This is a genomic window from Myxococcaceae bacterium JPH2 (genome assembly GCA_016458225.1).
GTDB lineage: Bacteria > Myxococcota > Myxococcia > Myxococcales > Myxococcaceae > Citreicoccus.
The window spans coordinates 1-22,578 of the sequence record JAEMGR010000002.1 but is presented as its reverse complement, the minus strand read 5'-3'; the positions used below and the strand labels follow the sequence as shown (position 1 = coordinate 22,578).

The window sequence follows — 22,578 nt, the reverse complement described above, 5'->3', positions numbered from 1 at the left end:
CCTGGGCATATCCCTGGCGCCCGCGCCCCTATGAGCCTCCTCGAAGCCATCGTCCTGGGCCTGGTCCAGGGCCTCACCGAGTTCCTTCCCATCAGTTCCACCGCGCACCTGCGCATCGCCCCGGAGCTGTTCGGCTGGCCCGACCCGGGCGCGGCGTACTCCGCCGTCATCCAGTTGGGCACGGTGGCCGCGGTCCTCATCTACTTCCGCAAGGACATCGTCGAGCTGGGCGCGGCGTTCTTCCGCGGCCTGTGGCGCCGCGAGCCCTTCGGCACGCAGGAGTCCCGCCTCGCGTGGTACGTGCTCGTGGGCACGCTGCCCATCGGCCTGTTGGGGCTGGGGCTGAAGAAGCTCATCGAGACGCAGTTCCGCTCGCTCTACGTCATCGCGTGCAGCCTCATCCTGTTGGCGCTGGTGCTGCTCTATGTGGAGCGGCGCGCGTCGCACCGGCGCACCGTGGCGGACATGACGTGGGCGGACGGTATCGCCGTCGGGTTGTGGCAGGCGCTCGCGCTGATTCCCGGCTCGTCGCGCTCGGGCACCACGCTGACGGGCGGCCTGTCGCGCGGGCTGAAGCGCGAGGACGCGGCGCGCTACTCGTTCCTCCTCTCCATTCCGGCCACGGGGCTCGCGGGCCTCTTCGAGTTGAAGCACCTGCTTCAGGCCACCGAGCGCCCCTCCGCGGTGGCGCTGTGGACGGGCACGCTGGTGGCGTTCGTCTCCGGCATGGCCGCCATCGCGTGGCTGCTGAAGTTCCTGCGCACGCGCACCACGATGGTGTTCATCGTGTACCGCGTGGTGCTGGGCGTGGTGCTCCTGGTGCTGCTGAAGATGAGCGTGCTCCAGCCGATGTCGGGCGTGGAGAACGTGGACACGGCGAAGTCGCCCCTGAAGCCCCCCGTCGAGAAGCAAGTCACGGACTGAGAGAGGGCGTGGCCGTGGGTGTGCAAGCGCTGTTCGATGCGCTGGAGTCGACGCTGTCGACGCGTCCAGCGCGGTCCTTCGAGCTGCCCGGGGTGGCGTTGCGCGAGGCGGCCGTGCTCGTGCCGCTGTTCGAGCGGGAGGGCGTGGCGCACATGCTCTTCACGCGGCGGCCCGCGAACCTGCGCACGCACGCGGGCCAGTACGCGTTCCCCGGAGGTGGACGGGACGCGGAGGACGCTACCCCACTGCACACGGCGCTGCGCGAGACGGAGGAGGAGCTGGGCATCGCTCGGAGCGACGTGCGCGTGCTCGGCATGCTCAACGAGACGCCCACCACCTCCGCGTATCGCATCCGCCCGTTCGTGGGCGTCATCCCGGGGAACGGCCAGTACCGCCCCAGCGCCGCCGAGGTGGACCTCGTCCTGGAGGTGCCGCTCGCGCGCTTGATGGACCCCGCGCTGCTGCGCACCGAGCGCGGCATCTGGCAGGGCGTGGAGCACGACCTGTACTTCTATACGTACGACTCGCACGTCATCTGGGGCGCCACCGCGCGCATCGTGCGCGAGCTGCTGCATCTGGTCGCGCGCGTGCCGGATGTCGCGGCGCTGTTCGGGCGGCCGTAGCGGGCCGGCCCCCGCTCAGAACTGCAGGTACACGTACGGCCGCGTCTCCATGGTGGAGAGGTGGCGGATGCCCAGGCCCAGCAGCACGAGCGCCATGGCTCGCACGGGCACGGGCATGCGCACGAACAGCTCGGCGGACAGGTCGTAGACCTTGAGGGGCAGGGCATGGGCCGCCACCGCCACGGCAATCATCCCCCACACCAGCGGCGCCACGTTGGCCAAGCCCGGTACGCCGGCGAGCATGCGCGCGTAGAACTCCGCCGCGTGCGTCATGTCCGGCGCGCGGAACACCACGCGCGTCAGCACCACCAGCGTGAAGGTCGCGAGCATGCCGAACGCCACGCGCACGGGCCCCGGCTCGCCCGTCTTGCCGCGGAACCACCACCAGCAGCGCACCGCGCACAGCGCCACGCCGTGCACGCCGCCCCACACGGCGAAGCGCCAGTCCGCCCCGTGCCACAGGCCGCCCAGCACCATCACCATCATCAGGTTGAAGCACACGCGGGGCTTCGAGCGACGGTTGCCGCCCAGCGGGATGTACAGGTAGTCCCGCAGCCACGAGGACAGGCTCATGTGCCAGCGGTTCCAGAACTCGAACAGGTTCTTCGCCAGGTACGGCCGCGCGAAGTTCTCCGGGAAGCGGAACCCGAACAGCGCCGCCACGCCGATGGCGATGTCTGAGTACCCGGAGAAGTCGTAGTAGAGCTCCAGCGTGTACGCGACCGCGGCCACCGCGCACTCGGCGGAAGAGTACGCGTGCGGACTGCCGAACACCGGATCCACGATGCCGCTGCCCAGCACGTCCGCGATGATGAGCTTCTTCACCAGTCCCACCGCGACGCGGAACAGCGCGCGCGCACCGTCATCGGGCGCGAGCGAGGGCTCCTCGCGGAAGTGCGCCATCAGCTCGGACGCGCGGACGATGGGCCCGCTCACCACGCGGGGGAAGAAGAGCATGTACAGCAGGTGCTCGAAGAACGAGTGCTCCGCGCTCGCCTTCCCTCGGTACACGTCCACCGTGTAGCTGATGGCCTGGAAGACGTAGAAGGACAGGCCCACCGGCAGCAGCAGGTGGAAGGGCTCGGCGCGCACGTCGATGTGCCACGGCGCGAGCAGCGACACCGCCGTCTTGCGCAGCAGCTCCAGGTACTTGAAGCCCGCGAGCAGGCCCAGGTTGGAGACGATGGACAGGACGACGAGCAGCTTGCGCGTGCCCGGCGAGTCGGTGCGCGCCATGCCCTTCACGAGCAGGTGGTCCACCGTCACGCCGGCCAGGAAGATGAGCAGCGGGAAGGGCGTGAAGACCGCGTAGAAGTACACGCTCGCTGCGAGCAGCACGAACATCCGCGCGGCGTAGTGGCGGTGCACCGCCCAGTAGGCGGCGAAGACGACGATGACGAACGCGAGGTACTGGAGGCTGTGGGACAGCACGGTCAGGGCCCTCCCGCGCGGGCCGTGGGCTCGGCCTTCTTGTTCGTCGCGTCGTACGCGTGCATCAGGTCCTTCACGAACGCGGCGGCCAGCCGCTCATAGCCCGGCTGCGTGAGGTGCACGCCGTCCGAGAGCCCCAGCGGTGGCTCCTGTCGCTGCCAGCGCTGCATGGCGCGCTCACCGCCCATGGCCGCGCGCGCGGACCAGTAGGCGCAGCCCGCGTCCTTGGCCACCTGGGGCAGCGTGGCCAGCACCTTGGACAGCGACGGCGCCTCCAGCCAGCGGCCCGTGGCGTCCTGCCGCAGTCGGTCCGTGGGGCCGATGATGAGGCACTCGGCGCCGGTGGCCCGGCGCATGCGCGACACGAGCGCGGCGTAGTCCTGGTGCAGCGCGGTCGCGTCGAGGCCCTCTTCTCCCGCCTCGTTGGTGCCGTACCAGTACACGAGCAGGTCCGGCCGGCGCGCGGAGAGCTGCGTGTCCAGCGCGGTGGCGTCCATGGCCTTCGCGGTGAAGGCCGTGGCGCCCGGCAGGCCCATCGCGTCGTAGACGATGCCGGGGCGCTCGTACTCCAGCGCGGCGCCCAGCACCGTGGCCGAGCCTCCGCCTTCGCGCACGGACACGCGCACCGTGTGCCCCAAGCCGGTGACCGGGAACGAGCGGATGCGCACCGTGGGCGCGGTGAGCGGCTCGGGCGGCGGTGCCTCGGCGGGGACGGGCTCGCCGTCCACCGTGACATCGAGCGCGCTCGCGCCGGGTTGATCCACCGCGTACAGGTCGAGCCGTCCGGCCGTGGCGTCTCCCGCCGCGCAGTCCTTGCAGAACTGGATGGACAGCGATGCGCCGGGAGCACCCACCGCGCGCGTGCCGCTCAAGCCCCAGATGCCGCCCGGAGGCGACTCCTTCGCGTCCTCCACCGTCCAGGGGCCCGTCATGGCGCGGACCACGTGCGCGGCGTCCAGCCGAGGCGAGGCCTTGCCCGCGGAGATGAAGCCGCGGCCCGCGTCGCCGAAGCGCTTCGCCAGCGCCTCGCGCACCGCGTCCGTGAAGATGTGCGCGGCCGTGTGCGAGGCGCCGAGCTGCGCGATGCCCACGCGCAAGGGCTCGCCGGACTCGCGACGGTGCAGCTTCGCGAACGTTCCCGCGAGCGCGGGGTCCGCGTTCTGGAGCCCCGGATCATCCTCCACGTTCACGAGCGGCGCGTGGCTGCGAGCGAAGGCGCGCTGCAGGGCCAGGTCCAGCAGGTGGCCAAGCAGGTTCGAGCCGCGCACGCGCGGGTGCACGAGGTCTTCGAGGAGGAGACCGGCCTCCAGCCACCGCAGCGCGCTGCCCTCGCCGCCCATGGCCGCGAGCGTGTCGTAGAAGGCGCAGCCACCGTCGCGCGCGACCTCGCGGAAGATCTGCCCCACCTCGGCGGAGTGGCGGCGCGTCACCAGCTCACCGCTCATGGTGCGTACGCCCGCGTCGATGGGCGAGAGCACGAGGCACGCGGCCTCGGGCGTGGCTTCCCGCACGCGCGCCACCAGCGCCTTCATCTGCGTGCGCACCTCGTCCAGCGTGGTGCGCTCGCGCGAGAGGAAGAACGCCTCGTTGCCGCCCACCATCAACACCACCAGCGAGGGCTTGCGGTGCCGCAGCTGCGCGCGGAAGGCCGCGGGCTGCGCGCGCAGGTACACCTCCGCCATGCCGCCCAACAGGCCCACCGTGTCGTAGACGATGCCCGGTGTGCCCGTCTCCAGCGTCACGCCGTGCAGCTCCGTCTTGCCGGACGCCTGGAGCGAGAGCGTCTTGGCGCCCTCGGGCAGGGTGAGACGCGCGAAGGCGGCCTCGGGCTTGGAGGCGATGGCGCGCGTCTGGATGCGCTGCGCGGGCTTGCCGTCCACGGCGAACTGCACGGCGCCGTTGGCCGGCTGGGTGAGGAAGTACAGCTCCGCCACGCGCGAGCCATCCAGCGCGTAGCGCGTGCCCTGCGCCGGGCCGCTGGTGGAGAAGGCCACGCCCGTCCAGCCCACGCGGTCCTTGGGCCAGTTGGTGTCCACCAGCCGCTCCATCTTCCAGCCCTCGGTGCTGGCGGTGCCCGCGCGCGTGGCGCGGCCCGCCTGGGCCAGCCGGTGGATGTAGAGGAAGCCCCGTCCGCCCGAGCCGAAGCGCTCCTGGAGCCGCTCGCGCACCACGTCCGTGATGTAGTCCGAGGCCACCAGCGAGTCGCCCAGGTGCACCACGCGCACCGGCGTGCGGCGCGTGTCGGCGCGCAGCTCACCCAGCGCTCGGGTGAAGGGCGCGAGCCCGTCCTCCTCGCAGGTGCCGTCCTCGCGGGCCTTGCGGCAGTTGAGTTCGATGTCCACGTGCCGGGCGCCCATGCGCTCGCGCAGGGCCTCCAGCTCCAGCGCGTTCGCCAGGGTGGGGGCGCTCAGGTCCTCCAGTCCGATGCCGGGCACGGCCGCTGGGGCCACCCCCGCGTCGGGGCCCTCCAGCGCGGCGTTCTCCGCCACGGCCGAGGACTCGGACTCCGGATGGGCCGCGGGCGCCGAGTCTGGCGCGAGCGCGTCCGGAGGCGGCCGTGCCTTCTGCCCGCGCAGGGACGCGGGCAGCACGAGCGCCACCAGCTTGGGCCCCAGCGCGCCTTCGTCCTGACGGAGGCTGGGAATGGGGCGGAACTGGACCGGCAGTGGCGCGAGCGACAACCCCAACGCGAGCAGCACGGTGAGGGCGAGCGTCCACCCGGTGGATGTGGGCTTGAGGTCCAACGGGCGGCATGAGACTGGCTTTTTGGGGAGCGGTCAAAACTCTGCCCACACTGAAGCGTTCCGCCGCTGGCTCGGCAGGCGGGCAGGCCCCCTTCCGTGGGCGGCGCGAAGCGCTATGGTGCGCCGCCATCCCGCGCCGGGCGGATTGGTCTCCGGCGCCCTCAGGAGTCCGATTCCCGCATGGCCCTCTATCCCGTCATCATGGCTGGTGGCTCCGGCACCCGCTTCTGGCCCCTGTCCCGTCAGGCGCGCCCCAAGCAGTTCCTGCCGCTGGCCTCCAAGCAGCCCCTCATCACCGACACGGCCGCACGCCTCAAGGGGTTGGCCCCGGTGAAGAACACCTTCATCGTCTGCGGCCCGCTGCACGCGAAGAACGCGGCGAAGTTGGTGAAGGGCCTGCCCAAGCAGAACCTCCTGGTGGAGCCGGTGGCGCGCAACACGGCGCCGGCCATCGCGCTGGCCGCGCTCCAGGTGGCCGCGAGGGACCCGAAGGGCGTCCTGGTGGTGCTGCCGTCGGATCACCACGTGGCGGACGTGGCGGGCTTCCAGCGCACGCTGTCGGACGCGGCGCGCATCGCGGAGGCCGGCCACATCGTCACGCTGGGCATCACCCCGCGCCATCCCGAGACGGGCTACGGCTACATCCAGGTGGGCGCGCCCCTGGAGGGCGGGGGCCGCGCCGTGAAGGCGTTCAAGGAGAAGCCGGACCTGGAGACCGCGCGCGCGTACGTGTCCTCCGGCGAGTACGCGTGGAACGGCGGCATCTTCGTCTTCCGCGCGGACGTCATCCTGGAGGCCTTCGCCAAGCACATGCCCCAGATGCAGAAGGGGCTGGACGCGCTGGCGAAGGCGGTGGGCAAGCGGACCTTCGGCGCGGTGCTCAAGCGCGTGTTCCCGAAGCTGCCCTCCATCTCCATCGACTACGGGGTGATGGAGAAGGCCTCCAACATCGCCGTGCTGCCCGGGGACTTCGGCTGGTCGGACGTGGGCTCGTTCGCGGCCATCCCCGAGGTGCGGCCCGCGGATGAGAAGGGCAACGTCATCTCCGGCGCCTCGGCGGTGGTGGTGGACTGCCAGGGCTGCGTGGTGCTCGCGGACAAGCGCCCGCTCGCGGTGGTGGGCCTCACCGATGTCGTGGTGGTGGACTCGGGAGACGCCGTCCTCGTGGTGCCCAAGGACAAGAGCCAGGACGTGCGCAAGGTGGTGGAGGCGCTCAAGGCGCGCAAGATGACGCGCTACCTGTGACGCACGGCCCGCCGCGCCGGAGTCACGGCGCGACGGGCGGGAGCACGGACGCCGTGCTGGACGCGGCGTCCAGGCGCTCCAGGACGAGGGCGCCCGCGTCGCTGAGCTTCATGCCGGGGATGCGCCGCGCCTCCCACGAAGGCCGCGGCGCCGCCGGCAGGCAGTCCACGCCCGAGGCACCGCCGCAGGTGGCGAGCACCTGGGTGGCGAGCTGGCGCACCGCTCGGGCCTGCTCCGCGCGAGTCATGAGCCGGAAGCGCGCGAGGAAGGTGGGCGAGGACTCCAGGAGATCCGCCAGCCCCTGCGGCAGGCGCTGGAGCGCGGCGAGGCTGTCACCCGGGCGCGCGAACGCGGCCTCCAGCGCGAGCGCGCGCTCCACGAAGGGCTCTACCGGACCATCCTGCTCGGGCGCTGGAGTGCTCGCGCCGGCGCCGTACACCTCCGCGAGCGCGGCCGCGTCCCAGCCCTGCCGAAGGTTCGCGTCCACGCGGCGGAACGCGCCGCTCTCCGTCGAGTAGAACGGGCCCACCTCGAACTGGTAGGCGCGCAAGGCGCCCGCCGTCCACTGCACCTCGCCCACGCGCTGCACGGCCACGCCCGTGAGCACCCACGCCAGATTTCCATCCGGACGCAGGACCGTGAGCTTCTCGTAGCGGCGCACCCGCGCGAGCAGCTCCGTGCGGGACACGTCCCGTCCCTCCTCGAAGACCTCGCGCAGCAGGTGCGCCACGGCGCGCCGGGGAGCGAACGTCCCCAGCGTGACGGGCTTGCCCAGCAGCGCGCCGTACAGCGCCGCCGCGTCACCCGACGACAGGGCCTGCGCGCGTGGAGGCAGCTCCGAGGTGGCGTCGAAGCCCGCGCGCAGGAGCACCGCCTCGAAGAGGTCCGCCTCCTCGCGCGCGGGCGCCTCCGCGATGGCGGCGCCCGCGGACGCCGCGCTGACGGTCGCGCGCGGAGACTCAGCCGAGGGCTCCGGCTCCGAGCCCACCGGCGGCAGGTGACGGCCGCGCTGGAACGACGGCGGGGACGCCGAGCGGTAGCGGATGGACGGCGCGGGAACGGCCTCGCCGGAGGCCGTCCAGGTGCTGGCGCAGCCGGACAGCAGCGCGCTCGTGGTGAGCGCGGCGAGGGTGAAAAGGAAGGGTCGCGTGGCGCGAGGAGCTCCGAGACCCGCGAGAGAAACAACCATGAGGCACCTCCGTGGGCGGGACAGAATCCCAAGCGAGGCTGACGTTCGAAGCGTCCGGGAAATGACGGGAATCGCAGTGTCAACCGGCTTCTCGGTGTGCGAGAGAATGACAGTGAGAGCAGTTTTTTCCGGGGTGATTGGAAGCTTTTACCGAGCAGGCGGGGGCGCTCCCAAGGGGGGCCTTGGTCCTTCGGATGCTTGGGCTGTCGGGTGATGCACGCGCGCGCTGCACGGAGGTTGCAGCCCCGGACCGCGATTCCGTCCGCGACGGGCGGTTCGTGGGAGGACTGCGATGGGCTGCCAGCTTTGCGCGCAGAAGCATCCGGAGAGCGAGCCGTGTGAGTCCGGGGCTCCCCGGGGACGAAGGGATTCGCTCGAGGGCAAGCGACATGGGCCGCTGCTCTTGCGGCGGTGGTTGGGCGCGGGGTCCCTGGGCGTGGTGTACGTGGCGGAGCACGCGCCCACGGGCCACTGCTTCGCGGTGAAGGTGCTGCATCCGCATCTGGCGGATCAGCCCGTCGTGCGCTCGCGCTTCGTCACGGAGGCGCTCGCCACGCGGAAGCTGCGGCACCCGAACATCGCGCGCGTGATGGACGTGCGGCCGGGCCCGGGGGGATTGCCCTCGGTGTTGATGGAGCTGGTGGAGGGGGAGCCGCTGTCCCGTCGCGCCCTGCCGCTGACAATGCCCGAGGTGATGGACGTGCTCCGGCAGTCGCTGGCGGGGCTCGAGGCCGCGCACGCGAGCGGCGTGGTGCACCGGGGCCTCACGCTGGACAACCTGGTGCTCACCCGCGACGCGCGGGGAGCGCGCTGCGTGAAGCTGCTCGACTTCGGCGCGAGCGCGGTGCTCAACGCGAGCCTCACCGAGGCGGAGCGGCGCGCGGGCATGGTGGCGGGCTCGCCCGCGTTCCTCGCCCCTGAGCAGTGGACGGGCGCGTCCGCGGACGGGCGCGCGGACCTCTATGCGCTGGGCGTGGCGGGCTACCTGCTCGCGTGTGGCCGACTGCCCTTCGGCTTCGGCCGCGTGGGCGACGCGCCTCCGACCGCGCCCCATGTCTTCAACGCCCGTGTCCCGGTGGGCTTCTCCCACGTGCTGCTGCGCGCCCTGGCCCAGCGCCCCGAGGACCGTTTCTCGGATGCACGTGCCTTCCGGGACGCGCTCGAGGGCTGCCTGCGGCCCGCGATCGCCACCACCGGCCCGCTGCGCCCCTTCGTCGTGGACGGGGCTCGGGACGCCGAGACCCTGCGACGCGAGGCCGCCGCCTTCAGCGCCTCCTCCGTGCTGTTGCCGGTGCCGTCGCGCGGGTCGGTGGTGGTGGTCGCGGACGAGGCGGGCACGTCGCCCGTGGTGCTCATGGAGGCCACCGCGCCGGGCACGGCGACGCCCGCGGACTTGTGCGTGCGGATGGCGCTCCCCGGCGTGGGCTTCCAGGCCGTGTCCGTCAGCGATGTGGCGCCCGGCGGCTTCTTCGTGGCGTGTCCGGGGGAGCTGCCGCCCTTGGCCGCGCGGCTCTCCGTGGAGCTGTCCTCGGGAGGCCGGGCGCTGACGTGCGAGTGCGACGTCGTGCGGCACGTCACCGCCGACGAGGCTCGGACGTGGGGCGTCACCGCGGGCGTCTTCGTCCACCTGGTGGACGTGAGCGAGCCCTGGCGTCAGCTCCTCGCGAGCGATGCCACTGCGGCGCGTGAGCCCGTTCCGGACGCGGAGCTGGAGCAGCTCCTGGCGCGCGCGAGCGCCGTGGCGCGCAACCCGTATCGCCTGCTGGGGGCCGCGCCCAACGCGGACTTCGCGGAGATTCGCCGACGGGGGGACTCCGCGCTGAGCCGGCTGGGTTCCTTCCAGGACCGGCCCCTGCCCACGCGTCAGCGCCTGGCGCTGGAGTCCCTTCGCGCCCGGGTGGAGGCCGCTCGCCGGACGCTGGGGGAGCCCCAGTCGCGCGCGGGCTTCGATGCGCTCCGGGGCAACCTGGAAGGCATCAGCCAGTGCCTCGCGGCGGGGCTGACGGAGGCGCAGGTGGAGCCGCTGCGGCGCGCCTTCCTCGCCGCCCGCCCGGAGGCCAGCGCCCAGGCCCAGGCCCTCTTCGCGCAGGGCCACGCGCTGGAGTCGGGGCGGTCGCCCAGGGCCGCCTTGGCCCACTACGCCCAGGCGCTGGCCGTGGACCCGCTCAACCTGCCGTGGCTGCGGCACTACGAGGCCCTGCGCCGGCGGACCCAGGCGCGGCCTTCTGTTCGCAAGCTGTCAGCCGCGCAGCCCGTGCGCGTGGCGAGCGCGGCCCGCTGACGCGCGGCGTCTGTCCGCCGTGGGGGGAGGCGTCCGAGCGCACCCGGGCCCTCCTGGGCGGCCCGGGCGTCCAGCAGTCAGCCTGACCCCTCAGGTGCGTGCACGCCGGGCGCAGGGCTCGTGTATTGTCCGCCGCCCTCTGCTACGCCCTCCGGCCGTGAGGAGGCGCGGGGACACCTTCATGAACACCCATATCTTTCGCGAGTACGACATCCGGGGTCTGGTGGACAAGGACCTCACCATCGAGGTGGTGGAGCTGCTGGGTAAGGGCCTGGGCACCATCATCCGCCGCAAGGGCGGGACCTCCATCGTGGTGGGGCGCGACTGCCGCGAGTCCTCCACGCGCTTCCGCGACGCGCTGGCGCGGGGCCTGACGTCCACCGGGTTGAACGTGCTCGACGTGGGCGTGGTGCCCACGCCGCTGACGTACTTCGCGGCCAACACGCTGCCCGTGGACGGGCTGGCGATGATTACCGGCAGCCACAACCCGCCCGAGTACAACGGCTTCAAGATTGGCGCGGGCAAGACGACCTTCCACGGCCCGGAGATTCAAGAGCTGCGCCGGCTCATCGAGGCGCGCGACTTCGCCACCTCGGCCAAGCCCGGCACGGTGGAGTCCTTCGACATCATCACGCCCTACAACCACTTCGTCCGGCAGACGGTGAAGGTGGGGCGCAAGGGCATGCGCATCGTCATCGACGCCGGCAACGGCACGGGCGGCGCCATCGCGGTGCCGCTGTTCCAGAGCATGGGCTTCGACGTGGTGCCCCTGTTCTGCGAGATGGACGCCACCTTCCCCAACCACCACCCGGACCCCACGGTGGTGGAGAACCTCCAGGACCTCATCGCGGCGGTGAAGCGCGAGAAGGCCGAGGTGGGCATCGCCTATGACGGCGACAGCGACCGCATCGGCGTCATCGACGACCAGGGCAACATCCTCTGGGGCGATCAGCTCATGGTCCTCTTCAGCCGCTACGTGCTGAAGGAGGCCCCGGGCGCGGCCATCGTGGGCGAGGTGAAGTGCAGCTACACGCTGTACGACGACATCGCGAAGCGCGGCGGCAAGCCGGTGATGTGGAAGGCGGGCCACTCGCTCATCAAGGCGAAGATGAAGGAGGAGCACGCGGAGCTGGCCGGCGAGATGAGCGGCCACATCTTCTTCAAGCACCGCTACTTCGGCTTCGACGACGCGGTGTACTCGTCCGCGCGCCTGCTGGAGATCCTCACCCACGAGAAGCAGAAGCTGTCCGAGCTGCTCGCGGACGTGCCGAAGACGTACGCCAGCCCCGAGCTGCGCTTCGACACGAAGGAGGAGAAGAAGTTCGCGATGGTGAAGCGCGCCACGGAGATTCTGCGCGCCGCGGGTCACAGCATCATCGACGTGGACGGCGTGCGCGTGACGTTCCCGGACGGCTGGGGCCTCATCCGCGCCTCCAACACGCAGCCCATCCTCGTGCTGCGCTTCGAGGCGAGCACCGAGGCGCGGCTCAAGGAGATCCAAGCCCTCATCGACAACACGGTGGCCCAGGCCCAGCGTGAGGTGGGCGCTTGAGCGGGGCGCCGCGGATCGCGGCCCTCAGCGGCAGCCTGCGCGCCAACGGGTTCAACTCCATGCTGCGCGACGCGGCGGCGGCCCAGGCGCGCGCCTTGGGGGCCGAGGTGGACGTGGTGGACCTCCGCGCGCTGAACCTGCCCATCTACGACGGCGACGTCGAGGCCGCGGGCCTGCCCGCCTCCGCGGTGGAGCTGCGGGAGCGGATGGACAAGGCGCAGGGCTTCATCATCGCCAGCCCCGAGTACAACTCGTCCATCCCCGGCGGACTGAAGAACGCGATCGACTGGGCTTCGCGTGCGCCTGGGCAGCGCTTCAAGGAGAAGTGGGCCGCGATGATGGGCGCCACGCCGGGCGTGTTCGGCACGTCGCGCATGCAGCCGCACCTGCGGCAGGTGTTGGCCTTCATGGGCGCGCACGTGCTGCCCACGCAGGTGCACATCCCGCGCGCGATGGAGGCCTTCACTCCCGAGGGCGCGCTGAAGGACGAGGCGAAGCAGAAGGAGCTCGCCGCGCTCATGGCCTCGCTGGTGGCGCGGCTGAAGGGCTGACGGGCGCTCGCCGGATTCTTGGGGGCGCGAGGAGGAGACTGCACGCCATGCCGACGCTGGGAATCGACCTGGGCGGGACCTTCGCCCGGGCCGCGGTGGTGGATGCCTCGGGAGCGCTGCTCTCGGTGGCCAAGCGGCCGCTCGCCGAGCGCAGCCCGACCGCGGTGGTGGAGACGCTGGCCCAGGTCGCCCGCGAGGCGGTGGCGGGGGCGGGGGCGGGCGTGAAGGTGGACGGCTGCGCGGTGGTGGGTGCCGCGGGGCAGATCCACAAGGACACCGGCGTGCTCGCCGTGGCGCCCAACCTCGGCTGGCGCAACGTTCCCCTGGCCGAGATGTTGGGCGCGAAGCTCGGCTGCGCCGTGCAGCTCGTGAACGACTTGTCCGCCGCGGCCTGGGGCGAGCTGCACGCCGGCGCGGGGCGCGGCTCGCAGGACATGCTGGTGGCCTTCGTGGGCTCGGGCGTGGGCAGCGCCATCATCGCGGATGGTCGACTGGTGGGCGGCGCGGGCGGGGTCGCGGGCGAGCTGGGCCACATCAAGGTCGTGCCGGGCGGACGGCGCTGCGGCTGCGGCGAGCTGGGGTGCCTGGAGGCCTACGCGGGCGGGCACAACCTCATCGCGCTGACGCGGGAGCTGCTCGCGGCGGGGCGCTCTCCCATGCTCGCGAAGCTGACGGGCGGAGACCCCGCGCTCGTCACGCCGGTGCTGCTGGAGCAGGCCGCGGAGGCCGGCGACGAAGAGGCCCAGGAGATTCATGACCGCGCGGCGCAGTTCCTGGCGCTGGCGGTGGCCAATCAGGTGACGGTGCTCAACCCGGCGCGGCTGGTGCTGGGCGGCGGTGTGCTGATGAACTGCCCGGGCATCCGGCGCCGCCTGGTGGAGGGCGTGCAAGCCTGGGCCTCGCAGGTGTCGCGCGAGGGGCTGCTCATCGTGGACGCCGAGCTGGGCGACGACAGCGGCCTCATTGGCGCGGGGCTCTTGGGCCTCAGTGCTTCTCGTGCAGGTTGAGCCGGCCAATCCAGAGCGTCGCGCCGATGAGCAGGATGCCCGTCGCCATGAGGAGCAGGTCCTTGGCGGTGTTGACGTCCAGGCGCACGGCGCGCTGGAAGAACTCGATGACGAGCACCAGCACGAGCAGCTTGGCGATGCGCTCCTTGAGGTCCTCGAGGCTGGAGGACTGAAGCAACTGCGGCGTCACCTGTGAGTCGCGCGCCACCTCCAGCCGGCCCATGAAGAGTTCGTAGAGGCCCAGGGAGAAGATGAGGAGGATGGCGGTGACGATGTAGCCGTCCACCGCCTTGACGATGAGCGTGAGCAGCTGGGCGCGCAGGTCCGAGCGCTCATCCGTGGGCAGGTCCGAGCGCGCGTAGTCATCCAGGTAGCCGGGGAGCTGGAGCGAGTCCACGGTGGCCATGAAGAAGGCGCTCATCGTCATCAACAGGCTGAACAGGACGCCCGCCAGCATGATGAAGCGGCTGCCCCACAGCACATGCTCGAAGCCTCGGCGCAGCTTTTCCATGCGGGCTCGTGTGCCCGTCTATCTTGCGACGCGTAGACCCGGGCGGGGCTCAATCTGGGGGCTCGGGTCGAGGGGACCATCGCCTCCGAGGGCGATCCTCTTTCGACTGGTGGATGGGCCACGCGAGCACTCGGGCGGACTGAAGGCGAGGGCATCACCACCTTTCCCTGCGCGAGGAGGAAGGTGCCCATGGGAGTCACGCCCCGTTTCGACGAGCGGTCCGGTGCGCGGCCCGCATGGCACGCGCTGCCCGCCGAGGTGGCGCTGGCCCGGTTGGACAGCTCCGAGGCGGGCCTCTCCGATTCAGAGGCTCGCGAGCGGCTGGCGCGACACGGGCCCAACGAGCTGAAGCGCGAGCGCACGGATGGCCCGCTGGCCCTGCTCTGGCGGCAGGTGAACAACCCGCTCATCTGGGTGCTCGTCGCCTCGGCCGGGCTGGCGATGTTCCTGGGCAAGGTGACGGATGGGTTGGTGGTGGCCGCGGTGGTGGTGCTCAACACCTTCATCGGCTTCGTGCAGGAGTACCGCGCGGGCAAGGCCATCGAGGCGCTGCGCCACATGGTGCCGGAGAACGCCACGGTGACGCGCGGCGGGCGGCGGCTGTCGGTCCCCGCCGCGGACCTGGTGCCTGGGGACGTGGTGAGCCTGGCGTCCGGAGACCGGGTGCCCGCGGACATGCGGCTGTTGTCCTCGCGCAACCTCCAGGTGGAGGAGGCCGCGCTCACCGGGGAGTCCGTCCCCGCGCGCAAGGCCGTGCCCGAGGTGCCCGCGGACGCGGAGCTGGGGGACCGCGCGAGCCTGGTGCACGGCGGCACGCTCGTCACGTCGGGGACGACGACGGCGGTGGTGGTGGCAACGGGCGGCGCCACCGAGCTGGGACGCATCTCCTCTCTGTTGGAGCAGGCCACGGACCTCCAGACGCCGCTGACGCGCGCGTTGGCCGTGCTGGGGCGCACCATCACGGTGGCCATCGTCATCGTGTCCGTGCTGCTGATGGCCGTGGGAATCGGGCGCGGCTATCCGCTCAACGAGGCCGTGCTGGTGGCCATCACCCTGGCGGTCGCGGCCATCCCCGAGGGACTTCCCGCCATCGTCACCATCGCGCTGGCCATCGGCGTGCAACGCATGGCGGCCCGCCGCGCGGTGGTGCGCAAGCTGCCCGCGGTGGAGACGCTGGGCAGCACCACGGTCATCTGCTCGGACAAGACGGGCACGCTCACGCGCAACGAGATGACGGTGCAGGCGCTGTGGACTCCGGAGGGACGGTATTCCCTCACGGGCGTGGGCTATGCGCCGCGAGGGCAGCTCCAGCGCGAGGGCCAGCCCGTGGTGGGCGTGCCCGCCGAGGTGCGCGCGCTGCTCGTGGCGGGCGCGCTCTGCAACGAGTCCACGCTCCAGCTCCATCGCGGGCTGTGGGAGATGACCGGCGACCCCACCGAGGGCGCGCTCGTGGTGGCCGCGGAGAAGGTGGGCCTGCGCGTGGAGGACCTGCGCGCGAGAGAGCCCCGCGTGGATACCATCCCCTTCGAGTCGGAGCACCAGTACATGGCCACGCTCCACGAGACGGGACGCGGGGCGCGAGGCGTCTTCTTCAAGGGCGCGCCCGAGGTGGTGCTGTCCCGCTGCGCGCCGGTGGAGGGACTGGGGACCGAGGGCGTGCTGGACGCGGTGGAGGCGCTGGCGCGCGAGGGCATGCGCGTGCTCGCGGTGGCGTGGAAGGAGGTGCCCGAGTCCCAGGCCACCTTGCGCCCGGAGGACATGGCCGAGGGCTTCCTGCTGTTGGGCCTGGCGGGGATGATGGACCCTCCGCGCGAGGAGGCCATCGAGGCGGTGCGCGTGTGCCACGGCGCGGGCATCACCGTGAAGATGATGACGGGCGACCACCCGGCGACGGCGGAGGCCATCGGCGCGCGGCTCGGGTTGATGCCGCAAGGCACGCGGGGCGTGACGGGCGCGGAGCTGTCCGGAATGGATGACGCGCGGCTCGCCGAGGTGGTGCGCGAGTCGAACGTCTTCGCCCGCGTGGCGCCCGAGCACAAGCTGCGCGTGGTGCGCGCGCTCCAGGCCCGAGGGCAGGTGGTGGCGATGACGGGCGATGGCGTCAACGACGCGCCGTCCCTGAAGCAGGCCAACATCGGGGTGGCCATGGGCATCACCGGCACGGCCGTGTCTCGCGAGTCCGCGGACATCGTGCTGACGGACGACAACTTCGCCTCCATCGCCGCGGCGGTGGAGGAGGGGCGGCGCGTCTACGACAACCTCATCAAGTCGCTCGCGTTCGTGCTGCCCACCAACCTGGGGCTCGCGCTCATCCTGATGTTCGGCGTGGCCTTCTTCCCCATCCGCGAGGTGGACGGCGTGCGCCAGCCGCTGATGGCCATGCTCCCCACGCAGCTCTTGTGGATCAACCTGGTGGCGACGGTGACGCTGGCGCTCCCGCTGGCCTTCGAGGCGCGCGAGCGGGACGTCATGCGGCGTCCGCCCCGTGCCCCGAACGCGCCGGTGCTCAGCCACTTCGTGGTGATGCGCACCGGGCTGGTGGCGCTGCTCATGTCCGTGGGCGCGGTGGGCCTGTTCCTCTGGGAGTTCACCCGCGACGCGCGCGCGGACGGCGAGGCGGTGGCGCTGGCGGCGGCGCAGACGAGCGCGGTCAACACCGTCATCTGCTTCCAGATGTTCTACCTGCTGCTGTGCCGCACGCTGACGGGCTCGATGCGAGAGGTGGGCGTGTTCTCCAACCCGCTCGTCTTCGTGGGCATCGGCGCGCTGTGCGTGCTGCAAGCGGGCTTCATGTACCTGCCCTTCATGCAGCGCGTGTTCGGCACCGTGGGCCTGTCCGCGAAGGAGCTGGGCCTGTCCGTGCTGGTGGGCGCGGTGGTGCTGCCCACGGTGGGGCTGGAGAAGTGGCTGCGGACGCGCGCTCAGGGACGCTCGGCGCGGGCGGTGGCGTCGGGGAGCGACACGTCATCCGGCTCGAAGACGACCTGACACTTGTCCAGCTTCGTGCCACAGGCCCGGTCCAGGTCCGAGCGTGTGTCGCAGCCGGGCCGCTCCTCGCACGCATCCGGGAGGAAGGCCCAGACGAACTGGAGCACGGTGCCGCGCCGTCCCTCGGGCAGCGCGGCGAGGAAGTCGTCGCGGTACGTGTCGAAGAGCCCGGCGAGGTGCACCGTGTGGCCCTCCAGGCGCACGTGCCGAGGGTCCGCCATGTAGCGGCGGCTGGCGTCGTTGAGCTGCGCGTCCAGGAACTCGCCCTGGAATGGCGCGCCGTCCAAGAGGGGCCCGCCGCGCGTGCCACGGAAGAGGGCGAAGTGGATGCGCGGGTCCTCGAACTCGCCTCGGAGGATGCGGTTCTCCAGGGCCCACAGCGTCAGCCGCTCGCCGCCCACGGGCCACGCGCGGCCCCAATAGAAGCGGCCCAGCCAGGGCTGCCGCACGCTCTCCAGATAGGGATAGCCGTCCACCACCTGCTGGAGCACCAGCGCGTTGTACGCGTTGAGCCAGTAGGCCAGCGCGTCCTCGGGCGTGTCGAAGACATCCGGCCGGTTGTGCGGCGAGCACGACGCGAGCTGCGCCACGAAGCCATCCAGCGAGGCCCGGTCATGCCCCAGCCCTGGGAAGTCCACCTGCCCATCCGACCGCACGTGCGTCAGCGCCCGCGAGTAGCTCTGGACGCTGAACGGCGACGACAGGGTGGGCACCGCGGCGGGCATGAGCCCCCGGACGTGGAGCATCCCCCCGAGCCCCACGAGCAGGGCGAGGACCAGGAGCAACACCGCGCGCGGGCGGAGTCGGCGTTGGGTGGGGGTGGGGGCATCCACGGGGGCGCAGTCTATGCGTGGCCGGATGCACCGCGCGACCTGTCCCCCGCACGCATCCACGCGGATTCACGGCGCGCGCTCCCCCCGCGACCTGCCCAGGGTGCGTGGACTCCCCGACGGACGGTTCGGCCATCCGACATGGAATCCAGAGAATTCATGTCGGCCTCAACTTCTCGAAGCTCCAGGAGGAATCCGAGAGGGCGGGGTATGAGCGCCTCGCCGCTATACTGCGTGAGACATGGAGCCTACCCCCGACGTCGTTCGCCACTTCCACCCCGTGCTGCCGGCGAGCGCGCTGGGCCGCAAGCCCGTTCGCGTGGAGCTGGCGGGCCGGGCCTATGCGCTGTTCCGCGATGCGGCCGGGCGCCCCGCGGCGCTGCTGGACGCGTGTCCGCACCGCTTCGCTCCGTTGTCGCGGGGGCGGGTGACGAAGGACGGGCGGCTTGAGTGCCCGTACCACGGCTGGCGCTTCGACTCGCACGGCAACGGCGTCAATCCCAGCCAGCCGGACCTGCGCCACTGCGACACGCGCGGCTTCCAGGTGGTGGAGCGGTGGGGCTATCTGTGGCTGGCCCAGCAGGACACGCCGCTGTCCGCGCTGCCGGAGCTGCAGTCCGAGGACTACGTGTTCGGCGGCTCGTTCTCCACGCTGTTCCGCGCGCCGCTGCACGTGTCGCTCGACAACTTCAGCGAGGACGAGCACACGCCGTTCGTGCACACGCGGCTGGGCTGGGACGGTCCGCACACGAACGCGGTGGAGTTCGAGGCGCACAACTTCGACGACCGCACCGAGGTGCACTACCGCGCGCCGCAGCGGCCCGCGCCCATCATCCGGCTGTTGGGCGTGGCGCCGGGGGACACGTTCCACAATGACTGGGTGACGCGGTTCGACCCGGTGCGCAGCGTGTACACCATCCGCTGGGTGACCGCCGCGGGCCGGCCGCGTCCCTTCGTCACGCAGGCGCACATCTTCTTCGTGCCGGAGACGGCGATGACCACGCGCCTGCACGTCTTCTCGTTCCTGCGCACGGACGTCCGGGCGATGCGGCCATTCCTGCCGATCGCGGCCAAGGCCGCCCTGGGGCTCACCTGGTGGGAGGTTCGCGATGACGCGCGCTTCATCCCCATGGTGGCGGACACGCCCTACAGCCACAAAGGCATGCGGCTGGACCGCTTCGACAAGCCGCTGGTCCACCAGCGCCGGTTGATGGAGCGCATCTACTACGGGGTTCAGCCAGAGGCCGCGCCGCTGTCGTTGGCGCGCGAGGCCTCTGGGGCGTGAGGGAGCACGCCATCCTCCCGTGGCCTACTGCACGGACGGAGCGGGCTCCTCGTAGGCGTCCTTGGGGCTGGTTCGGGCCTCGTAGACGTTGCAGCCACTGGCCCCGGATACCTCCAGCTCGAAGGGGCGCAGCTTCGGGTGGTTGCAGTTGTGGACCTCACGGTCCTCCGGACTCGCGTTCTTGCTGGCGAAGAACCGGCAGCCCTTGCAGTTGCCCCACTGTGCATCCGCCATGACGACCTCCTCGTGGAAGCGGAGTTCCTCACGAGGGTGGGGTCGCCCCGGGGCGGCTACAAGCCCGGGGCTCCTCTCTTGCAGGCGGGCAGGGAACCCGGCGCCCAGATGGCGGCGCCGGGCGTGCCTGGGACTACGGCTGCGGCGCGGGCGTCGGAGCGGGCTGCCCAGCGGGCGCCTGCGGCTGAGCGGCGGGCGCCTGCGGCTGGTCGAGGGTGGCGGCGTCCTTGCGCGTGGTCCCGGACTCGAACGAGCCCACGGCCTTGAGCAGGCGCAGCGCGGCCAGCGAGGCCTGGAGGCGCTCGGACACGAAGCCGACCTCCGCGCCGGTGAGCGCGGTGTTGGAGTCCGCGACCTCCAGGTACGTGGCGACGCCGGCCTTGAAGCTGACGTCCGTCAGGCGAGACGACTCACGCGCCAGGGACAGCGACTCCTCGGCCTTGGCGCGGTTGGCCAGGGCGTTCTCCAGGTCGAGCTGCGAGCGGCGCACTTCCTCGCGCACGCGGGACTCGGCCAGGCGCTGGGACTGGGTGGCCTCGACGACCTTGGCGGAGGCCTCGGTGAGGTTGGCCTCGCGCAGACCGCCGTCGAACAGCGTCCAGCTCAGGCCCAGGGTGATGGCCCACGAGTCGTTCTTGCCCGTGAAGGCCGCCGCGTTGCTGATGTTGTAGGTGCCGCTCAGGCCCAGGTTGGGCAGGTAGCTGAGGATGACGCCCGTCTTGTTGGTGCGCGCGAGGCTGACGCCCGTGGCCGCGGCGGCGACCTCGGTGCGGTTCTGGAGGGCCTCGTTCACCAGCGCGTCGGAGGACTGCTTGGCGGCGACCTGCGGCTCGGGCGGGGCGGCGAGTTCGAAGTCCGGCTCGCGCTGGATGAGCGTGCCCAGCGCCAGCTTCAGGCTGGCCAGCGCGTTGCGCGCGCGCACCAGGTCCTGCTCGGCGCGGGTGCGGTCCAGCTGGGCGCGCAGCAGCGCCACGCGCGTCACGGTGCCGGCGTCGAAGCGCGCCTGGGTGTCCTTCTCACGCGCCTGGTTCAGCTCCAGCAGCCGCTCCTGGGCCTTGAGGGCCTCCTGCTGCGCGGCCGCGCCGTAGTACGCCTGCGCCACGCCGAAGAGAATCTCGCGGCGCGCCGTCTCCGTGTTCAGCTCCGCCAGCTTCACCGCCTTGTACGAGGCCGAGATGACCGCGAAGAGCTGCGGCGCGATGACGGCCTGCTTCGCTTCCACGCGGGCGCTGCGCAGCCACAGCGGCTGGAGCGTGATGGGCACCGGGGCCAGGAGCCCCGGGGGAATCTGTGCCGAGTCCGAGTTGCGCGTGAGGGCCGCGCCGGCCGTCAACGTGGGCAGATACCCCGCCCAGGCCTTGCGCGTCGCGGTCTCCGCCTGGTCCAGGCGGGCCTGCGCGATCTTCAAATCCAGGTTCTGCTGGCGGGCCGATTCCAAGGCCTCGTCCAGCGTCAGTACGGGCGCCGCGGCCAGGGTGGCCGACAGGGTCAGCGCCAGAAGGGAACTCATACCGCTCCTACCTCCTCGACAGGCCCGCTCGATCGCGGGCCGGACTCGTCACGGTGGACAAATCCTGGGGAACCTCTAGCCACCAGCGTCCTGGCGAGCACCAGAAAAGCAGGCGGAAGACGACACGAACCGGCGGACCCTCGCAGCAGGACGCTTCCAGGCGGCACCGCCTGCGAGGTCCCCTCTGAGTGGTCCGGTCCCCCATTTAGCGGAGCCGGCCGTTCAATGGTGGAATTTCCGGAATGTAGTTGCCATCAAAGGTTGATGTTGTCAATTGTTTAGGTAATTCGAGTGAATTACCATAGGGAAATCATGAGCGGGACGAGTGAGGGACAGATGGAGCGAGGGGGGAAGCCGGCGGAGGCGCGACGCCGCTCGGGCGTGGGTCCTTCGGTGGATGCTTCGGGGCAGGAACTGGCGCATGAGGCGTGGGCGCTGCTCTTCGAGGTGATGCACGCGCACATGCGGAACTTCCCGGCGCTGGCGGCGGAGTTCGACCTCTCGCCGGTGCAAGCGCACGTGGTGCGGCAGTTGGGGGAAGGCCCGCTGGCCATGAGCACCCTGGCGAGCTACCTGTCGTGTGACGCCTCGAACGTGACGGGGCTGGTGGACCGGATGGAGGTCCGCGGGCTGGTGGAGCGCCGCAGCAGCGAGCACGACCGTCGCGTGAAGATGCTGGTGCTGACGGAGGCGGGCGCGGCGCTGCGGGAGCGGCTGCTCGAGCGGCTGGCGGAGCCTCCCGCCGTCATCGCGAACATGCCGGAAGCGGACCTGAAGTCCCTGCGCGACATCATGCGCCGGGCGCGCGAGCGCTAGGCCCCCGCGCCCCGGTCGCGAGGGGCGCGCTCAGTCCAGCAGGAACGTGTACGAGTACTTCATCTCGGTGGAGACGGCCTCGCCGTTCTTGATGGCGGGCTTGAAGCGGAAGCGGCGGACGGCGTCGCGCGCCGCCTCGTTGAGGCCGTAGCCGGGGCCGGAGACAATCTTCGCATCCACGACCTTGCCCTCGGTGTCGATGGTGATGGACAGCGTCACCGTCCCCTCGATGCCCGCGCTGCGCGCCTCGGGCGGATAGGGAATCTTCACCTCGGAGGCGACCGTGGGCTCGGAGTCCACCTGGTAGATGGGCGTGTACTTCGGGGCGGAGTACGCCTTCACGTCCTGGGGGTTCTTCGCCTTCGCGTCCACCTTGCCGTAGGCGGTGTTGCCCACGGGCGCGGCGAACGAGCCCGCGCTGGTGGTGGACGACATCGTCATGCCCACCACCAACGGCGGAGGCTTGGCCTGCGGTGGCGGCGGCGTGTCGTTGGGCGGCGGCGGAGCCTGCGACGGGGGCGGGGGCTTGGGGGCCTCGGCCACCTTCACGGGCGGCGGCTTCACCGGCTTCACCTTGGGCGGTGGCGGCTTGGGCTCCTCTTTCTTCTCCTCGGGGGGCGGCGGGGGTGGAGGCTTGTTCACCTCCACCATGACCAGCTCCACGGGGCGCACGACCTCGGGCCGAGGCCGGTCCGCCACGTGCCCGAGCCACCAGAAGCCCACGCCATGCAGCGCGAGCGAGATGAGCAGGAACGCGACGACCCCGCGCGTGGCGCGGTCGCGGGGCTGCAGGGGAGCGTCGAGGACCGCCTGACTCATGACGTGCGCCTCAGGGCGTGGCGGGCGCGGCCGCGGGG

The 22,578-nt window shown here is 71.6% G+C and carries 18 protein-coding genes; 10 read left to right on the top strand and 8 right to left on the bottom strand.

Going from position 1 to position 22,578, the window contains the following annotated elements; all coding sequences use genetic code 11:
* The first annotated feature begins 30 nt into the window (after positions 1–30).
* Positions 31–924 (top strand): undecaprenyl-diphosphate phosphatase, encoded by an 894-nt coding sequence (locus JGU66_04520; GenBank protein ID MBJ6760016.1) that lies wholly within the window; start codon positions 31–33, stop codon positions 922–924.
* A 14-nt stretch (positions 925–938) separates the two neighbouring features.
* On the top strand, positions 939–1,547 hold the full coding sequence (locus tag JGU66_04515) for a CoA pyrophosphatase (GenBank protein ID MBJ6760015.1): 609 nt from the start codon (positions 939–941) through the stop codon (positions 1,545–1,547).
* A 15-nt stretch (positions 1,548–1,562) separates the two neighbouring features.
* Here the strand turns inward: JGU66_04515 and JGU66_04510 are convergent, their stop codons facing one another.
* Entirely contained in the window at positions 1,563–2,978 is a 1,416-nt protein-coding gene (locus tag JGU66_04510) for an MBOAT family protein (protein ID MBJ6760014.1), read from the bottom strand.
* A gap of 2 nt (positions 2,979–2,980) precedes the next feature.
* Positions 2,981–5,722 (bottom strand): hypothetical protein, encoded by a 2,742-nt coding sequence (locus JGU66_04505; GenBank protein ID MBJ6760013.1) that lies wholly within the window; start codon positions 5,720–5,722, stop codon positions 2,981–2,983.
* Positions 5,723–5,902: 180 nt separating this feature from the next.
* Here JGU66_04505 and JGU66_04500 point away from each other — a divergent pair, with 180 nt between their 5' ends.
* The gene (locus JGU66_04500; GenBank protein MBJ6760012.1) at positions 5,903–6,967 is read left to right on the top strand and encodes an NTP transferase domain-containing protein; all 1,065 of its coding nucleotides are present in this window, start codon (positions 5,903–5,905) and stop codon (positions 6,965–6,967) included.
* 22 nt (positions 6,968–6,989) lie between these two features.
* Here the strand turns inward: JGU66_04500 and JGU66_04495 are convergent, their stop codons facing one another.
* Positions 6,990–8,156, bottom strand: coding sequence for a hypothetical protein (locus tag JGU66_04495; protein MBJ6760011.1), 1,167 nt, complete (start codon positions 8,154–8,156; stop codon positions 6,990–6,992).
* A gap of 292 nt (positions 8,157–8,448) precedes the next feature.
* On the opposite strand from JGU66_04495, the gene JGU66_04490 reads away from it, so the two are divergent.
* The 4 genes from JGU66_04490 to JGU66_04475 all read left to right on the top strand — a co-directional run bounded on the left by JGU66_04490 (position 8,449) and on the right by JGU66_04475 (position 13,547).
* On the top strand, positions 8,449–10,437 hold the full coding sequence (locus tag JGU66_04490; protein MBJ6760010.1) for a protein kinase: 1,989 nt from the start codon (positions 8,449–8,451) through the stop codon (positions 10,435–10,437).
* 181 nt (positions 10,438–10,618) lie between these two features.
* A complete protein-coding gene (locus JGU66_04485) occupies positions 10,619–11,989 on the top strand; it encodes a phosphomannomutase/phosphoglucomutase (GenBank protein ID MBJ6760009.1) in 1,371 nt (456 codons plus the stop codon).
* Positions 11,986–12,540, top strand: coding sequence for an NAD(P)H-dependent oxidoreductase (locus tag JGU66_04480; protein MBJ6760008.1), 555 nt, complete (start codon positions 11,986–11,988; stop codon positions 12,538–12,540). Before JGU66_04485 ends, JGU66_04480 begins: the two co-directional genes overlap by 4 nt.
* A 47-nt stretch (positions 12,541–12,587) precedes the next feature.
* Positions 12,588–13,547 (top strand): ROK family protein, encoded by a 960-nt coding sequence (locus JGU66_04475; GenBank protein MBJ6760007.1) that lies wholly within the window; start codon positions 12,588–12,590, stop codon positions 13,545–13,547.
* Here the strand turns inward: JGU66_04475 and JGU66_04470 are convergent.
* Positions 13,525–14,058 (bottom strand): YqhA family protein, encoded by a 534-nt coding sequence (locus tag JGU66_04470; GenBank protein MBJ6760006.1) that lies wholly within the window; start codon positions 14,056–14,058, stop codon positions 13,525–13,527. The genes JGU66_04475 and JGU66_04470 overlap by 23 nt on opposite strands.
* Before the next feature lie 189 nt (positions 14,059–14,247).
* Between JGU66_04470 and JGU66_04465 the strand changes: the two genes are divergently transcribed.
* A complete protein-coding gene (locus tag JGU66_04465; protein MBJ6760005.1) occupies positions 14,248–17,046 on the top strand; it encodes an HAD-IC family P-type ATPase in 2,799 nt (932 codons plus the stop codon).
* Here the strand turns inward: JGU66_04465 and JGU66_04460 are convergent.
* Complete coding sequence (locus JGU66_04460; GenBank protein MBJ6760004.1) at positions 16,980–17,792, bottom strand: DUF547 domain-containing protein; 813 nt, start codon at positions 17,790–17,792, stop codon at positions 16,980–16,982. The genes JGU66_04465 and JGU66_04460 overlap by 67 nt on opposite strands.
* Before the next feature lie 325 nt (positions 17,793–18,117).
* Between JGU66_04460 and JGU66_04455 the strand changes: the two genes are divergently transcribed.
* Complete coding sequence (locus JGU66_04455) at positions 18,118–19,161, top strand: Rieske 2Fe-2S domain-containing protein (protein ID MBJ6760003.1); 1,044 nt, start codon at positions 18,118–18,120, stop codon at positions 19,159–19,161.
* 24 nt (positions 19,162–19,185) lie between these two features.
* Here JGU66_04455 and JGU66_04450 read toward each other — a convergent pair whose 3' ends face one another.
* Together JGU66_04450 and JGU66_04445 are read right to left on the bottom strand one after the other, a co-directional pair.
* Entirely contained in the window at positions 19,186–19,395 is a 210-nt protein-coding gene (locus JGU66_04450; GenBank protein ID MBJ6760002.1) for a hypothetical protein, read from the bottom strand.
* 133 nt (positions 19,396–19,528) lie between these two features.
* Positions 19,529–20,905 (bottom strand): TolC family protein, encoded by a 1,377-nt coding sequence (locus tag JGU66_04445; GenBank protein MBJ6760001.1) that lies wholly within the window; start codon positions 20,903–20,905, stop codon positions 19,529–19,531.
* Between the two features lie 312 nt (positions 20,906–21,217).
* Here JGU66_04445 and JGU66_04440 point away from each other — a divergent pair, with 312 nt between their 5' ends.
* Entirely contained in the window at positions 21,218–21,721 is a 504-nt protein-coding gene (locus tag JGU66_04440; GenBank protein MBJ6760000.1) for a MarR family transcriptional regulator, read from the top strand.
* A gap of 30 nt (positions 21,722–21,751) precedes the next feature.
* On the opposite strand, the gene JGU66_04435 is transcribed toward JGU66_04440, so the two are convergent.
* Complete coding sequence (locus tag JGU66_04435) at positions 21,752–22,540, bottom strand: TonB family protein (GenBank protein ID MBJ6759999.1); 789 nt, start codon at positions 22,538–22,540, stop codon at positions 21,752–21,754.
* Positions 22,541–22,578 lie beyond the last annotated feature (38 nt).